The 14,013-nt window shown below is 59.8% G+C and carries 11 protein-coding genes; 6 read left to right on the top strand and 5 right to left on the bottom strand.

What is annotated here, in order from left to right; all coding sequences use genetic code 11:
- Window positions 1-268 precede the first annotated feature (268 nt).
- Window positions 269-793 (top strand): DUF6586 family protein, encoded by a 525-nt coding sequence (locus tag ACYZTL_RS06275; protein ID WP_461951042.1) that lies wholly within the window; start codon window positions 269-271, stop codon window positions 791-793.
- Between the two features lie 156 nt (window positions 794-949).
- On the top strand, window positions 950-1,183 hold the full coding sequence (locus ACYZTL_RS06270; RefSeq protein ID WP_461951041.1) for a hypothetical protein: 234 nt from the start codon (window positions 950-952) through the stop codon (window positions 1,181-1,183).
- A gap of 86 nt (window positions 1,184-1,269) precedes the next feature.
- On the opposite strand, the gene sulA is transcribed toward ACYZTL_RS06270, so the two are convergent.
- Together sulA and lexA are read right to left on the bottom strand one after the other, a co-directional pair.
- On the bottom strand, window positions 1,270-1,743 hold the full coding sequence (gene sulA, locus ACYZTL_RS06265) for an SOS-induced cell division inhibitor SulA (RefSeq protein ID WP_461951040.1): 474 nt from the start codon (window positions 1,741-1,743) through the stop codon (window positions 1,270-1,272).
- A 10-nt stretch (window positions 1,744-1,753) separates the two neighbouring features.
- Window positions 1,754-2,362 (bottom strand): transcriptional repressor LexA, encoded by a 609-nt coding sequence (gene lexA, locus ACYZTL_RS06260; protein ID WP_461951039.1) that lies wholly within the window; start codon window positions 2,360-2,362, stop codon window positions 1,754-1,756.
- Window positions 2,363-2,590: 228 nt separating this feature from the next.
- Between lexA and ACYZTL_RS06255 the strand changes: the two genes are divergently transcribed.
- The 3 genes from ACYZTL_RS06255 to ACYZTL_RS06245 all read left to right on the top strand — a co-directional run bounded on the left by ACYZTL_RS06255 (window position 2,591) and on the right by ACYZTL_RS06245 (window position 5,217).
- Window positions 2,591-3,298 carry a TetR/AcrR family transcriptional regulator gene (locus ACYZTL_RS06255; protein ID WP_461951038.1) on the top strand — a complete coding sequence of 236 codons (708 nt, stop codon included), beginning with the start codon at window positions 2,591-2,593 and terminating at the stop codon, window positions 3,296-3,298.
- Between the two features lie 170 nt (window positions 3,299-3,468).
- Window positions 3,469-4,467, top strand: a complete 999-nt coding sequence (gene nagZ, locus ACYZTL_RS06250; RefSeq protein WP_461954273.1) for a beta-N-acetylhexosaminidase — start codon at window positions 3,469-3,471, stop codon at window positions 4,465-4,467.
- Window positions 4,468-4,479: 12 nt separating this feature from the next.
- Entirely contained in the window at window positions 4,480-5,217 is a 738-nt protein-coding gene (locus tag ACYZTL_RS06245; RefSeq protein WP_007991412.1) for an S-methyl-5'-thioinosine phosphorylase, read from the top strand.
- A gap of 137 nt (window positions 5,218-5,354) precedes the next feature.
- Here ACYZTL_RS06245 and ACYZTL_RS06240 read toward each other — a convergent pair whose 3' ends face one another.
- The 3 genes from ACYZTL_RS06240 to mfd are packed head-to-tail and all read right to left on the bottom strand — an operon-like array spanning window position 5,355 to window position 12,083.
- Window positions 5,355-8,045: an SNF2-related protein gene (locus ACYZTL_RS06240; protein ID WP_461951037.1), complete on the bottom strand. Its 2,691-nt coding sequence runs from the start codon at window positions 8,043-8,045 to the stop codon at window positions 5,355-5,357.
- An 11-nt stretch (window positions 8,046-8,056) separates the two neighbouring features.
- Window positions 8,057-8,623, bottom strand: coding sequence for a CsiV family protein (locus ACYZTL_RS06235; RefSeq protein WP_461951036.1), 567 nt, complete (start codon window positions 8,621-8,623; stop codon window positions 8,057-8,059).
- Window positions 8,624-8,633: 10 nt separating this feature from the next.
- Window positions 8,634-12,083, bottom strand: a complete 3,450-nt coding sequence (gene mfd, locus ACYZTL_RS06230) for a transcription-repair coupling factor (RefSeq protein WP_461951035.1) — start codon at window positions 12,081-12,083, stop codon at window positions 8,634-8,636.
- A 363-nt stretch (window positions 12,084-12,446) separates the two neighbouring features.
- On the opposite strand from mfd, the gene ACYZTL_RS06225 reads away from it, so the two are divergent.
- A complete protein-coding gene (locus ACYZTL_RS06225; RefSeq protein ID WP_461951034.1) occupies window positions 12,447-13,910 on the top strand; it encodes a glyceraldehyde-3-phosphate dehydrogenase in 1,464 nt (487 codons plus the stop codon).
- Window positions 13,911-14,013: the final 103 nt, after the last annotated feature.

Raw genomic sequence — 14,013 nt, 5'->3', positions numbered from 1 at the left:
AGAGCTTTACTGTAGGAGCGAGCTTGCTCGCGAAGGACGTTAACGACAACGCGTGCTATCTGGATGAGCACGCCGCCCTCAGGTTCTTCGCGAGCAAGCTCGCTCCTACAGAGAGCGATGCAAGCTCCCTGGCCACAAAAAAAGGCCGCATGACGACCCCCTCGGGTTTTCATGCGGCCTTTTTGTTTTGGGCTTGCGGTGAGCTCGGGTGATCCACGACACTGTCTGACCTGCGTGAAGCAATTATTTCGTTGTGGAGGCTGCCGTCATGGCCCACGAACTCTATACCCGTACCAACCAGAAGATTTATTTCGCCGGCCTGTCGCTTGAAGCGCTCGCGAAGGCCGAAGAGGGGCGGGCGATGAATTCCCTGGCGCTGATTCAGGCCGGACGCGAATCGGCGTTGTTTCACTTGTACGGCGCGTTGTTGGGGCTGTGCCATGAAATCGCTGGTTTCTATCGCTTGCCACAGGCCAGTGCGCCTCGGGCGGAAATGCTGCTGACCCGGGAAGTGCTGGAAGCCATCGCCATTCCTGAAATGGCCGAGATGGTCGAGCTGGCGCAGAACCCTGAAACCTGGCTGGCCAAGCTGCTGTCAGCGCATGCGGCACTTTTTCAGCCGCCCCGCGCACCGCACAAACCCAAGGGCGACGTGACACAGCCGTTGATCATGACTGTTAACCTGGATGAAGACGACGCGCCCGAAGAGTTGAGTCGGGAAGAGCTGGAGAGCTGGCGTCAGAACCTCAAAGGTCTGGCGATCCGGTTTCGCGAAGGCTTGAACGAGTGCTGAAGGATTGAGTGTTCGACGGACGGTTGAGAGAGGCTGTCCGTTCAGGGATGAGCGTGCTGTCAGAAATTTCTCTTCGTAGTGGCATCTGGTCAAGATCCCGAGCGAAGCCTGGCCGATGCCTATATAATGCCCGCCTTTCGTGGAGACCAGACCTTTATGCCAACGTCCTTTCTAGAAATTGTCGAGTTACCAGACGGCCGAATCGAGCTGCGCAGGGCTGAGGACGAGGGTTCTCTGGTTACTTTGGATTTCTCCGAGGATGCCAAGGTGTTCCTGCAAGGCCAGCACGTGGAAGTCGCCAAAGCGATGTTGAGCGTGGGTGTTCAGATGGCCGGTCGCATGGTTGAAGGCGATTTCAATACCGATGAGAGTTCTCGGGTCCTTCATTGATCCCGTTCGTCGCATTTAACTGATACCGCTATTGATCGGCTTCTCTATCCTTGGAGAAGCCTCGCGTTGCTCAGCGCGCTCTTCATTTAACCCAGTCGAATATTCAGGCTTTGTGCGTCCCCTATCCGGGCGGCGCTGATCAACTGTTGCCGTGACGTGGTGCTCAATGGATTGAGCCAGCTGACGACAGTGTGGCTGCGGCCCAGTCGCAAGGCTTCGCAGGTCAACTGTTGTGCACTCTGGGTGCCGCGCGGTTGCAGCAGCAGAATACGTTCACGATTCAGGCCGGCGTCTCGCAACCAGGTCTGTGTCAGGCTGGCGGGCGGGGCGATCAGTGTCAGCCAGCGCGCGTCCTGATCCTCGCTCAACTCCCTGAGGATCGGTGCCAGAAGATTCAGGCAGTTCCCGGCAGCACCACGCAGTGACAGCTCACTGAAAACTTCTGGTTCGGCGCTCCAGGGCGACTCGACCACGTCCTTCAGAATCGGCGCCATCGGCTGCACCATGAAAGCCTCGAACAACGGCAGTTGGGCTTGCTGTGATGTGTGTGGGAACTGCATAAAGCCTCCTTTAGCGGCGAATGACGCCGACACTCAAGCCTTCGATCACCAGTTCCTGATCTTTCAGGTTCACTTCGATAGGGGCGAAATCAGGGTTTTCGGCAATCAGCCAGACTTTGCTGCCGTCACGCTTGAAGCGTTTGACCGTCACTTCGTCGCCGATACGCGCCACCACGATCTGGCCGTTGCGGGCTTCGCGGGTGGTATGGACGGCCAGCAGGTCGCCGTCGAAAATGCCCACGTCCTTCATGCTCATGCCATGAACGCGCAGTAAATAGTCAGCACGAGGATGGAAGAACGCGGGATTGATGTTGCAGGACTCTTCGATGTGCTGCTGGGCAAGGATCGGTGCACCGGCAGCGACTCGGCCAATGATTGGCAGGGTGGACTCGTCTGCCTTGGCTTCGAAGCCGGGGATGCGGATGCCGCGGGAGGCGCCTGGCGTCATCTCGATGGCGCCTTTGCGGGCGAGTGCCTTGAGATGTTCTTCTGCCGCGTTGGGCGACTTGAAACCCAGTTCCTGAGCGATTTCCGCGCGGGTTGGCGGGTAGCCGTTGTCTTCCAGGCAGCGTTTGATGAAGGCCAGAATCTCGGCTTGGCGTGGCGTCAGCTTTAGCATATTGATCGCTCTGTCTTTTTATACAGTGACTGGGATTATATACAGTGAAAGCGTCTTGGCAATGCCCCTTTTTTTGCCGGCCGCCAGACGGTCAATCAGCACGCGGATTAACACGTCGCAGATCTATGGTTAAATAGCTGACGGACCATTCCCAAACGAACCTCCAGGCTTGACAAGGCCTGGGCTGAAACGTATGTTTCAAACAAGTGTTTGTCATGCGGAGTAGCCATGGCCCAGTCGGAAACCGTTGAACGCATTCTCGATGCTGCCGAGCAGTTGTTCGCGGAAAAAGGTTTTGCTGAAACCTCGTTGCGTTTGATCACCAGTAAGGCCGGTGTCAATCTGGCGGCTGTGAACTATCACTTCGGCTCGAAAAAGGCGCTGATTCAAGCCGTCTTCTCGCGCTTTCTCGGACCGTTCTGCCTGAGTCTCGATAAAGAGCTGGAGCGGCGCCAGGCCAAGCCCGAGAGCAAGCCGACACTCGAAGAACTGCTGGAAATCCTCGTCGAGCAAGCCATGGTGGTGCAGCCACGCAGCGGCAACGATCTCTCCATCTTCATGCGATTGCTGGGACTGGCATTCAGCCAGAGCCAGGGTCACTTGCGGCGGTATCTCGAAGACATGTACGGCAAGGTATTCCGCCGCTACATGATGCTGGTCAATGAAGCCGCGCCGCGCATTCCGCCGATCGAGCTGTTCTGGCGTGTGCACTTCATGCTGGGTGCTGCGGCGTTCAGCATGTCCGGTATCAAGGCCTTGCGTGCGATCGCCGAAACCGATTTCGGCGTCAACACTTCCATCGAGCAGGTGATGCGCCTGATGGTGCCGTTCCTGGCGGCCGGCATGCGTGCCGAAACCGGCGTGACCGACACGGCCATGGCCACCGCGCAGTTGCGTCCGCGCAGCAAATCGACACAGGTTGCCGCCAAGGTTTAACCGCACACGGGTGGGCGCGGCAGCTGACATCCGCTAAGCTAGCCGCCCATGCCGACTCTCGTTCTGAACCCGCTCCCCATTTTTATCGCCGACCTGCCGTGCACAGCCCAGGGCGGCGAATGCGTGCGAGCCGGGTTTATCGTTATCAAGGAATCTCTATGACTGCTGGCCTGCAAGGCTCGTTGATGGTGGACGTCGCCGGTACGTGGCTGACGGCTGAAGATCGCCAATTGTTGCGCCAGCCCGAAGTGGGCGGCCTGATCATTTTTGCCCGCAACATCGAGCACCCGCGTCAGGTGCGCGAGCTGAGCGCTGCGATTCGCGCCATTCGCCCCGATCTGCTGCTGGCAGTGGATCAGGAGGGTGGTCGGGTTCAGCGCTTGCGTCAGGGCTTTGTACGACTGCCGGCCATGCGAGCCATCGCTGACAATCCGAATGCCGAGTACCTGGCCGAACAGTGTGGCTGGATCATGGCCACCGAAGTGCTGGCCGTCGGCCTCGACCTGAGCTTCGCGCCGGTGCTGGATCTGGATTACCAGCGCAGTGCAGTGGTCGGCACCCGTTCGTTCGAAGGTGATCCGGAGCGCGCGGCGCTGCTGGCGGGCGCATTTATCCGTGGCATGAACAGCGCGGGAATGGCCGCCACCGGCAAACACTTCCCCGGCCACGGCTGGGCCGAGGCGGATTCCCACGTCGCGATCCCGAATGACGAACGCAGCCTCGACGAAATCCGCACCAACGATCTGGTGCCGTTCGCCCGGTTGAGCAAGCAACTGGCCGCCGTCATGCCCGCTCATGTTATCTACCCACAAGTCGATTCTCAGCCTGCCGGATTTTCCCGGCGCTGGCTGCAGGACATCCTGCGCGGCGAATTGCAATTCGATGGCGTTATCTTCAGCGACGATCTGTCGATGGCCGGCGCCCATGTGGTCGGTGATGCTGCCAGCCGTATCGAAGCCGCGTTGTCTGCCGGTTGTGACATGGGTCTGGTGTGCAACGACCGCGCCGCCGCGGAACTCGCCTTGAGCGCCGCCCAGCGGCTGAAGGTCAAGCCGTCCGAGCGCATTGCGCGGATGCGTGGCCAGTCGTACGCCAGCACTGAATATCGCCAGGATCCGCGCTGGCTGACAGCCATTGGCGCGCTTAAAGAAGCTCAACTGATTGAATAAGGACTTCACGTTATGACGGTTTACGCGATTATTGGTGGCACCGGCCTGACTCAACTCGAAGGCCTGAGCATTCGTCAGTCATTGGCGGTGGACACTCCTTATGGCGCGCCTTCGGCCGAAGTGCAGATCGGTGAATACGCCGGCAAGGAAGTGTTGTTCCTCGCGCGTCACGGGCACCCGCACCGTTTTCCGCCGCATCAGGTGAACTACCGCGCCAACCTCTGGGCATTGAAACAGGCCGGTGCCGAGGCGATCCTTGCGGTCAACGCGGTAGGCGGAATTCATGCCGCCATGGGCACCGGACATTTCTGCGTCCCGCATCAGCTGATCGACTACACCAGCGGCCGCGAACACACCTATTTTGCCGATGACCTGGAGCACGTCACCCACATCGACTTCAGCTACCCCTACAGCGAGCCGCTGCGACAGCAATTGATCGCGGCGTTGGCGGCTGAGGGCGTTGGCTACAGCAGTCATGGCGTGTATGCGTGCACCCAGGGGCCGCGCCTGGAAACGGTAGCGGAGATTGCGCGTCTGGAGCGTGACGGGTGCGACATCGTCGGCATGACCGGCATGCCGGAAGCGGCATTGGCGCGTGAGCTGGAACTGGATTACGCCTGTCTGGCGTTGGTGGTGAACCCCGCGGCGGGCAAGTCGACGGCGGTGATTACCATGGCCGAGATCGAGCAGGCGCTGCATGACGGGATGGGGAAGGTGAAGTCGACGTTGGCGCGGGTGTTGAAGGGCTGAACATCAGTTACATTGGGTTGACCCCTTCGCGAGCAAGCCCGCTCCCACATTTGTCCTGTGTGGTACGCAAAATGCGTGAACACAGAAGATCAAATGTGGGAGCGGGCTTGCTCGCGAAGGCGATCTAACGGGCGCCGCTATTTTTCCAGCTTATCCGGCAGCGGCGCAAACAACGCCTCGATATCATCACTCTGCAACTTCCAGTCCCCGGTCTTGCGGCCATCGAGCACGCCCGCCGCCAGGTCGGATTTTTCCTTCTGCAGGTGCTGAATCTTCTCTTCCACCGTACCTCGGGCAATCATCTTGTAGACGAACACCGGCTTCTCCTGGCCAATGCGGTAAGCACGGTCAGTCGCCTGGTTTTCCGTCGCCGGGTTCCACCACGGGTCGTAATGAATGACCGTGTCCGCTTCGGTCAGGTTCAGGCCCACACCGCCTGCCTTCAAGCTGATCAGAAAGATCTGACGCTTGCCACTCTGGAAGTCTTTCACCGGCGAACGTCGGTCACGGGTCTGCCCAGTCAACAACGCATATTCAACGCCGCGTTTTTTCAACTCGACCTCGATTAACGCGAGCATCGAAGTGAACTGCGAAAACAGCAGAATCCGCCGACCTTCCTCGAACAACTCCTCCAGCATCTCCATCAGGCTATCGAGCTTGCCTGAAGTGCTTCCACGAACCGGCAGCGCAGCGTCGTTGACCAGGCGCAAATCGCAGCACACCTGACGCAGCTTCAGCAGCGCCTCAAGAATGATGATCTGGCTGCGCGCCACGCCCTTGCGGGTGATTTCGTCGCGCACCTTCTTGTCCATGGCCAGGCGCATGGTTTCGTACACATCGCGTTGGGCTTCGTTGAGCTCGACCCAATGGATGATCTCAGTCTTCGGCGGCAACTCCGTCGCCACCTGCTCTTTGGTTCTGCGCAACAGAAACGGTTTGATCCGACCGTTCAAATGCTGAAGTCGTACCTCGCTGGCGCGCTTTTCAATCGGCACGCGGTAATCGCGGTTGAAGCTCTTCACATCGCCGAGCCAGCCGGGCAGCAGGAAGTGAAACAGCGACCACAGTTCGCCCAGGTGGTTTTCCAGCGGCGTGCCACTCAGGCACAGACGCTGGCGCGCATTTAGCTCGCGCGCAGCCTGGGCGGCCTTGCTGTTGGGGTTTTTTATGTACTGCGCTTCGTCCAGCACCAGGACGTGCAACGGCTGCGCGGCCAGGCGCTCGACGTCTTTGGGTAGCAGCGCATAGGTGGTCAGGATCAGGTCGTAATCGGCCAGCGTGTCGAAATGTTTTTTGCGACTGGCGCCGTACAGCGCCAGCACTTTGAGCTGTGGCGTGAAGTGCGCTGCTTCGTCGAGCCAGTTTGGGATCAGGCTGGTGGGCATCACCACCATGCAGGGTCGATCGAGGCGTCCGGCGTTTTTCTCGCTGAGAACATGCGCCAGGGTCTGTAGGGTTTTACCCAGTCCCATGTCGTCCGCGAGAATTCCGCCGACTTCGAGTTGCCGCAGCGATTGCATCCAGCTCAAGCCTTCCAGCTGATACGGGCGCAACGTCGCGTTCAAGCCTTCCGGTGCAGTCGCGGTGTAGTCCTTGATGTCCCGCAGGCGCTGGGCAAAGGTGCGGATCTGCTCGCCACCTTCCCAGAGCAGCGGCAGGTCTTCCAGCGGATTCAGGCGCGTGGCGTCGGCCTTGCTCAGGCGCAGCGTGGTTTCGCCGGGTTCTTGCAGGTAGAACTCGCCGAGGGTCGCCAGTACCGGTTTCAATCGGCCAAAGGGCAGGGCGACTTGCAGCGGCCCATACTCGGAGTTCGGGCGATTGGGGATGTTCACCAAAATCAGCTCGTCGTCGCGCCGACGGGCGAGGCGTTCCGGGTTGAGGATTTCGGTGTGGGAGCGCATCAGGTTCAGCAGGATGGGCAGCAAGCTCAGCCGCTCGCCGTTGACGATGATCCCCAGTTCCAGATCAAACCAGTCACGCTCCGGAGCCTGTTCGACGGTGGCGTACCAGTCGTCCACGGCGGTCAGGTCGAAACCGAAATCCTCGTCGATCTGCAGCTCCCAGCCTTGGGTGCGCAACTTCGGCAGCTCATTGAGGGTGAACGTCAGCCAGGCGCTGTCGTTGACCATCTCGTAGAGTTCGCCGGCGCTTTCCGGCAGGGCCTTACTTTGCCGGGTGGCGATCTTGAAGCCGAGAATTCGCAACTGTTCCCTGTAGGCCTGTTCGACTTCCGGGTGGCGTTTTATCCGTAATGTCTGCGTTTCCTGGCGAATCAGGATGTCGGCGTTTTTCTGTCCGCTGACGTATTCATCCAGATAGCTGAAGGACAGCGCCGCACGATGTTGAATGTAACGCTGCATCCTGCCGTTGCGCGGTTCGAAGGCGCTGAACTCAATGCTCGCCAGCCACAGGCGCGGCACCGGTTGCACGTTGTCTACCAGCACTTGCGGCGCTGCTTTCGGGCTACGGTTTTCCAGCACTGCCTGAAGTTTTTCCAGCAGTTCGGCGTCTTGCGCGGCCGCGGGGTAGGCGAGGGTTTCCTGCACTTTCAGCAGCACCGCGGCGCAATGTTTGCAGTTGCTGCGGACCGGGCACGTACACGTGGCATCGACCATCAGCAGGGTGGCTTTAGCCGACTCTCGCAGGCGAATGGTCTGACGGTAAACGTTACCGCCAGAACCTTCACACGCGGCGGTAATGGTCGCGTCGCCGACTTCGACAATCCTGACGCGGTTCTCCAGCGCGTAACGGCGGCCACGCTCCAGGCTTTGTTCCTTGAATCGGCTGACCCATGAAGGTGCCAGGGGTTTGCTCAGGGTCGCAGGCATATGGACTTCAATCAGTCCGGAATTTCATCGGGGACTGGCCGAGGCGCAGGGGCGGTGAGCGAGGTGATCTTGATCAGCAGGCCGAGGTGGCCGTTGTCGAGGAAGTTCAGCTGGCCATTCTTGGTGTGGCTTTCCTGCTTGAGGCGTTCGCTGGCGGTGACCATGCCGTTGGCGTCGATCTGATTGACCCAAAAGTCGGCGTCCACATCAGTGAAGCGGCCCAGTTTCAGGTTCAGCGTGCCCTCGATCGGGAACTGCCCGAACTGTTCATTGCCATCGCTGATTGCAATTTTGCTGGCTTCTTCGCCGAGGTTCTGTTGCCAGGCCTTGTGCAGCAACACCGTGTATTCGTTGCTGGCGGTGAGTTTTTCCACTTCGCCATTCAGGCTTGGCGTGCGCAGGCTCTCGGGGCTGATGCGCTGGGCGCCGGCAGCCCAGTCTTCCGGCGCGGCGCGGCTGACGATGGCGGGCACGGCGTTTTGCCGGACCAGAATCATTTCAATCTGATACAGGTCATCGGCAAACGCCATGGGGGCAGCCAGGGTCATCAGCAAAGTCAGTGAGCGAAACAGGCGCATGCGGCGTCCTTCAAGCAGTTTTCGGAATGAGGCACTCAAGCAGTGCCTCTACAGTATTAAAGCGCTCTTCCGGGCGCTCCATCGGGACCATGAATTTAAACATCGTGGCGCCTTCGAATTTGTAGCGTTTAGGCTGGCCCTGAATCAGTTTGATCAGTGTCAGCGGGTCGACCGGTGTCTGCGCGGCGAACTCGATCCGGCCGCCTTGCGGGCCGCCGTCGACTTTCTTGATGCCCAGCACTTCGGCCTGCAACTTCAGCGCTGTGATGCGTATCAGGTTCTTGGTCGGTTCCGGCAGCAGGCCGAAACGATCGATCATCTCGACTTGCAGGTCCTTGAGACCGTCCTCATCGGTGGCCGAGGCAATGCGTTTGTAGAGAATCAGTCGGGCATGCACGTCCGGCAAGTAGTCTTCGGGAATCAACGCCGGTACACGCAAATTGACTTCCGGGCCACCGCCCAGCGGCTGATCGAGATTCGGCTGTTCGCCCTTGCGGATCGACTTCACCGCACGTTCGAGCATCTCCATATACAGGGTGAAGCCGACGGCCTGGATCTGCCCGCTCTGACCGTCGCCCAGCAGTTCGCCGGCGCCACGGATTTCCAGGTCGTTGGTGGCGAGCACGAAGCCTGCGCCGAGGTCCTGGGTATTGGCGATCGCTTCCAGACGCTTTTCTGCATCCGGGGTGATTTGCTGGCGCGGCGGTGTCAGCAGATAAGCGTAAGCCTGGTGGTGACTGCGACCGACGCGGCCGCGCAACTGGTGCAGCTGCGCCAGGCCGAATTTGTCGGCACGTTCGATGATGATGGTGTTGGCGCTCGGCACGTCGATGCCGGTCTCGATGATGGTCGAGGCGATCAGCACGTTGAAGCGCTTGTGGTAGAAGTCGCTCATTACCTGTTCGAGTTCGCGTTCGCGCATCTGCCCATGGCCGATGCCGATCCGCGCTTCCGGTACCAGTTCGGCGAGGTCGGCGGCGCACTTCTCGATGGTTTTCACGTCGTTATGCAGGTAGTAAACCTGGCCGCCACGCAGCAACTCACGCAGCAGGGCCTCTTTGACCGTGCTCTTGTTTTGCTCCATGACGAAGGTCCGCACCGACAGGCGACGGGCCGGCGGCGTGGCGATGATCGACAGGTCGCGCATGCCGGACACCGCCATGTTCAGCGTGCGTGGAATCGGCGTTGCAGTCAGGGTCAGAATGTCGACTTCGCTGCGCAGGGCCTTGAGCTGTTCTTTCTGACGGACGCCGAAACGGTGTTCTTCGTCGATGATCACCAGCCCGAGATTTTTGATCTTCACATCGTCCTGCAGCAACTTGTGCGTGCCGATGACGATGTCGATCTTGCCTTCGGCGAGGTCGGCGACGGCGGCGTTCACTTCCTTGGTCGACTTGAAGCGGCTCATCACTTCCACGCTCACCGGCCAGTCGGCGAAGCGGTCGCGGAAGCTGTTGTAATGCTGTTGGGCGAGCAGGGTGGTCGGCACCAGGATCGCCACTTGGCGACCACCGTGCACCGCAATGAACGCTGCGCGCATCGCCACTTCGGTCTTGCCGAAACCGACGTCGCCGCAGACCAGCCGGTCCATTGGTTTCGGCGCGAGCATGTCGGCGCGCACCGCTTCGATGGTGGTTTGCTGGTCCGGGGTTTCTTCGAACGGGAAACCGGCGCTGAAGGTTGCGTAGTCGGCTTTCGGATCTTCGAAGGCGTAGCCTTCGCGAGCGGCACGGCGGGCATAGATGTCGAGCAATTCGGCAGCCACGTCGCGCACCTGTTCGGCGGCTTTGCGTTTGGCTTTCTGCCAGGTTTCCGAGCCGAGACGGTGCAGTGGAGCCAGGGCATCGTCGCTGCCGGTATAACGGGCGATCAAATGCAGGTTGGCCACCGGCACGTACAGCTTGGCGCCTTCGGCGTATTGCAGGGTCAGGAACTCAGCGGCCTGATCGTCGATTTCCAGTGTCGCCAATCCGAGGTAGCGGCCAACGCCGTGATCGATGTGCACCACCGGCGCGCCTTCGCGCAGTTCGGTGAGGTTCTTGATCACGGCGTCGTTGTTGGCGTCGGCGCGTTTTTCGCGGCGACGGCGCTGCATCACGCGCTGACCGAACAACGGGCTTTCAGCCACCAGTGCCAGCGCCGGGTCGTCAAGCACCAGGCCTTCGTCGAGCGGCGCGATGGTAATCGCCAGGCGCTCCTTGCTCGCGACAAAGTCCGGCCAGCTGTCGACGGTTTTCGGCCGCAGCTTCAGGCGTTCCAGCAGTTCCAGCAGCACTTCGCGACGGCCCGCGGATTCGGCGGTAAACAGCACGCGACCGGGGAACTCGTCGAGGAAACCAGCCAGTGCAGCCAATGGCTGAGTGGCCTTGGCTTCGATGGCCAGGTTCGGCAGCTCCCGCGCCGGGAAACGCTCGCGGCCGACACCGGTTTCCACGTCCTGCTGACTGGCCACCACACGCGGCCAGCTCTTCAGGCGGGCAAAGCAATCCTCCACTGGCAAGAACAATTCGGCCGGCGGTAATAAAGGACGAGAGGGATCGACGCGGCGCTCTTCATAACGGTTGCGCACATCGTTCCAGAAATTTTCCGCCGCCTGTTCAATGCCAGGCAGGGAAAACACTTGCGTGTCCTGGGGCAGGTAATCGAATAGCGTGGATGTTTCGTCGAAGAACAGCGGCAGGTAGTACTCGATACCCGCCGGTGTAATCCCGCTGCTCAGATCCTGGAAGATCGGGCAGCGACGGAAGTCGACATCGAAGCGCTCACGGAAGCGCGCCTTGAAGCGGGTGACCGCGTCTTTTTGCAGCGGAAACTCGCGAGCCGGCAACAGGCGAACGGTGTCCACCTTGTCGATGGAGCGCTGGTTTTCCGGATCGAATGTACGCAGCGTCTCGATTTCGTCGTCGAACAGGTCAATCCGGAAGGGCAGTTTGCTGCCCATCGGAAACAGATCGATCAGCGAGCCGCGGACGGTGAATTCGCCGTGCTCGTACACCGTGTCGACGTAGCGATAGCCGCTGGCCTCGAGCCGGGTGCGCATTTGCTCGACATCGAGCTTCTGGCCGACGTCCAGAACAAGGCTGCTGCCGAGCAGGAATTTGGTCGGCGCCAGGCGATGCAGGGCCGTGGTAATCGGCACCACCAGCACGCCATGGCTCAGTTCCGGCAACCGATAAAGGGCAGCGATGCGCTGGGAAATGATGTCCTGGTGTGGCGAAAACAGATCGTACGGCAGGGTTTCCCAGTCCGGGAAATGCAGCACCGGCAAATCCGGGGCGAAGAAACCCAGCTCCTGTTCCAGCCGTTCGGCACTTTGGCTGTCGGCGGTCAGCAGCAGGGTAAAGCGCTTGGCAGCGCTGGCAGCCTCGGCGATGGCCAGGCTCAGGGCGGCACCGGGCAGGTTGCCCCAGTGCTGTTTACCTGCCGCGGCAGGGAGAAGCGGTAGACGCAGAACGGGCACGGAAGGTTGAGCTCCAAGCGTTGCGACAAAGTCGGTAATTGTAGCGGCCCCGGGTGCCGCCTGTCAGTTGCTGACTGTGTCTATTACGCAGGTTTGGCGAAATGTAGTGGTAAAGACAAAAAACGCCGGTTTTTTACTGAAAATTGCCGATTATGTAGTGGCAAAACGACCGAGTGTTACGGAGGGTTACGGATAACTTTGCGATGTCTCCAAAAAATTGACTGCGCTGAAAGCCGCGGTTTTACTGGGCTGCGGCGGCGCTTAATTTTTTTGAACGGCAATTTGTTACGGATCGTACGACAGGCGCGCATTGCTACGGGAGGGAGTCGGCGGCATAATGTAGCCCCTTTTTTCTGCCCCTACATGTGGAAGGTTCCCGTGACTCAGAAGCCCGACCAGTGTCTTGGTGAATGGATCGACCGTGAAGCACTCGCAGAAGCGATGATTCCGCTTATCGGTCAGCTCTACCGCAATAACAACGTGGTGAGCTCGATCTATGGCCGCAGCCTGATCAACCAGTCTGTCATCGCGATTCTCAAAGCTCACCGCTTTGCTCGCCATCGTTCTTCCGACGATAGCGAACTCTCCGTCCACGAAACATTCCCTCTGCTTAAAGCCATGAGCGAGCTCAAGCTCGGCGCGGCTTCGGTAGACTTGGGCAAGTTGGCGTACAAATTCCGCGTCGAAGGCAATGGCCGCACTGCCGAGCAGTTCGTTCGTGAAGAAATGGCTGACGTGGTTGGCCAGCAAAACGCCGCAGCCCGCAAAGGCACGGACGTTGTGCTGTACGGCTTCGGTCGTATCGGCCGTCTGCTGGCGCGCATCCTGATCGAAAAAACCGGTGGCGGCGACGGTCTGCGTCTGCGTGCCATCGTGGTGCGCAAGGGCGCCGATAACGACCTGACCAAGCGCGCCAGCCTGCTGCGCCGCGATTCGGTACATGGTTCGTTCAACGGCACCATCACCATCGACGAAGAAAACAACACCATCACCGCCAACGGTAACCTGATCCAGGTGATCTACGCGAAGAACCCGACCGAGGTGGATTACACCCAGTACGGCATCAAAGACGCGCTGCTGGTGGACAACACCGGTGTATGGCGTGACGCCGATGGCCTGGGTCAGCACCTGGCGTGCCCGGGTATCGACCGCGTTGTTCTGACCGCGCCTGGCAAAGGCAAGCTGAAGAACATCGTTCACGGCATCAACCACGGTGAAATCACCGCTGACGACAAGATCGTGTCCGCCGCTTCCTGCACCACCAACGCCATCGTGCCGGTGCTCAAGGCTGTGAATGACAAGTTCGGCATCATCAACGGTCACGTCGAAACCGTTCACTCGTACACCAACGACCAGAACCTGATCGACAACTTCCACAAGGGCGATCGCCGTGGCCGTAGCGCCGCGCTGAACATGGTGATCACCGAGACCGGTGCTGCCACCGCTGCTGCCAAGGCCCTGCCTGAGCTGGCCGGCAAGCTGACCGGTAACGCGATCCGTGTTCCGACGCCTAACGTGTCGATGGCCATTCTCAACCTCAACCTTGAGAAAGCCGCCACCCGTGAAGAGATGAACGAGTACCTGCGCTACATGGCGCTGCACTCCGATCTGCACAAGCAAATCGACTTCGTCAATTCGCAGGAAGTGGTTTCCACCGACTTCGTTGGCTCGCGCCACGCAGGCGTTGTGGATGCTGAAGCAACCATCACCCAAGACAACCGCGTTGTTCTGTACGTTTGGTACGACAACGAATTCGGTTACAGCTGCCAGGTGGTTCGCGTGATGGAAGACATGGCCGGTGTAAACCCGCCAGCGTTCCCGCGCTAAGCATTAGCTGGAAATGAAAACGCCCCGACCTTGGTCGGGGCGTTTTTGTTTGTTCGGCTCTGTAGGAGCGAGCTTGCTCGCGAAAAATACACAGGCGGCGCAG

Source organism: Pseudomonas sp. LB3P81 (assembly GCF_054897965.1).
The sequence above is the reverse complement of the archived record's forward strand: the minus strand, read 5'-3'. Positions and strand labels throughout refer to the sequence as shown.

Coding starts and splice junctions, on each gene's coding strand:
- ACYZTL_RS06275 (WP_461951042.1), top strand. CDS start 269: ATGGCCCACGAACTCTATACCCGTACCAACCAGAAGATTTATTTCGCC.
- ACYZTL_RS06270 (WP_461951041.1), top strand. CDS start 950: ATGCCAACGTCCTTTCTAGAAATTGTCGAGTTACCAGACGGCCGAATC.
- sulA (WP_461951040.1), bottom strand. CDS start 1,743: ATGCAGTTCCCACACACATCACAGCAAGCCCAACTGCCGTTGTTCGAG.
- lexA (WP_461951039.1), bottom strand. CDS start 2,362: ATGCTAAAGCTGACGCCACGCCAAGCCGAGATTCTGGCCTTCATCAAA.
- ACYZTL_RS06255 (WP_461951038.1), top strand. CDS start 2,591: ATGGCCCAGTCGGAAACCGTTGAACGCATTCTCGATGCTGCCGAGCAG.
- ACYZTL_RS06245 (WP_007991412.1), top strand. CDS start 4,480: ATGACGGTTTACGCGATTATTGGTGGCACCGGCCTGACTCAACTCGAA.
- ACYZTL_RS06240 (WP_461951037.1), bottom strand. CDS start 8,045: ATGCCTGCGACCCTGAGCAAACCCCTGGCACCTTCATGGGTCAGCCGA.
- ACYZTL_RS06235 (WP_461951036.1), bottom strand. CDS start 8,623: ATGCGCCTGTTTCGCTCACTGACTTTGCTGATGACCCTGGCTGCCCCC.
- ACYZTL_RS06225 (WP_461951034.1), top strand. CDS start 12,447: ATGTGGAAGGTTCCCGTGACTCAGAAGCCCGACCAGTGTCTTGGTGAA.